Below are 1136 nucleotides of genomic sequence, written 5' to 3'. Positions count from 1 at the left end.
GTTGGCGTTCTTTTCAATTATGTTATAGCTTTTTGATAAAACAATAAATCAAAAGTCATCAATGAAAAGTACTTCATTTTGCTGTTTTTTATATTGCACACAACGTGTTCGTGTATGGCTTGTTGCGTTGGCGAGAACTAAGTTAACAAAAGAAAACGAACCAGAGGAAATTCCGTAGGAATTTCCAAGTCAGCTATAACCAAGCAATTGGTTATACACGTTGTTAGCCTTTCGTTAGTTGTTAATATCTTGATTAATTAGAGTAATCATCTCATTGATGTTTTGCTTAATATCTGATAAGCGTCCATATTGTATTGTTGAATAAATTATATAGTTTGAAAGCATATTTTCAAATTCTTTGTTTTGTAATAGTGCTTTAGAATTCCATTCGAAATTAGATTTTGGAAATTCATAATTAGTTTTAAGATTATAATTTAAGTATGCCGAAATACTATTTCTATAAGGTAATTGTTTTGAATAAAGAGGGTCTTTTACTTGTAGATCAAAATGTGCCAATTTTTCGTCAACTTCTTCTAACTCATCCATATATTTATTCCATGTAGAAATATGTTTTCTTAGGTTTCTATTTTGTATAATTTCCATTTTCCCAGTACTCAAAATCTCATTTAATGTTCCTAATTCAGGATCAAAACCAGGTGAAAAAATATGACTTAAAGTTAGGCCCACTAAACTATCTTCTGAAATATCTTTTTTAAAATGAATAACATCAAGTAAAATAGAATCCATTTGTTTATAATCTCTGTTTTGTCCTATTTTGTTATTGAGTTGGACTAAAGCAGATTCTAAATCAGACTTTAGACTTATTAAAGTACTTTGTTCGATATTATTATTCTTTCTATTTTCATTCCAATTATTAATCTGTAAAGCAATAAGAATACCAATAACGACAAGTAAAATCTCACCAATAGCATATTTAAAATACTTTCCAGTTTTGTTTTCCACAAGTAAGTTTTGACGAATTTTTCTAAAGAATTTTATCATTGGTTTTGAGGTTGGTCATAATGAAGGCTAACGTGTTGGTATAAGAATAGTGCGTAGTTTGAGTGCGAGGATTTTCCGAAGGAAAATCAGATGCAAGCAAACAAGCGCTAACTTTAGATTTAGGAATAAACTTA

The 1136-nt window shown here is 29.0% G+C and carries 1 protein-coding gene; it reads right to left on the bottom strand.

What is annotated here, in order from left to right; translation table 11 throughout:
* Positions 1-234 precede the first annotated feature (234 nt).
* Entirely contained in the window at positions 235-1002 is a 768-nt protein-coding gene (locus IE051_RS18510; RefSeq protein WP_189362901.1) for a DUF6090 family protein, read from the bottom strand.
* Positions 1003-1136: the final 134 nt, after the last annotated feature.

Origin of the sequence: Algibacter mikhailovii (genome assembly GCF_014651495.1) — a bacterium.
Lineage (GTDB): Bacteria > Bacteroidota > Bacteroidia > Flavobacteriales > Flavobacteriaceae > Algibacter_E > Algibacter_E mikhailovii.
Note: the sequence above shows the minus strand (reverse complement) of the source record. Positions and strands in the feature narration are given on the sequence as shown.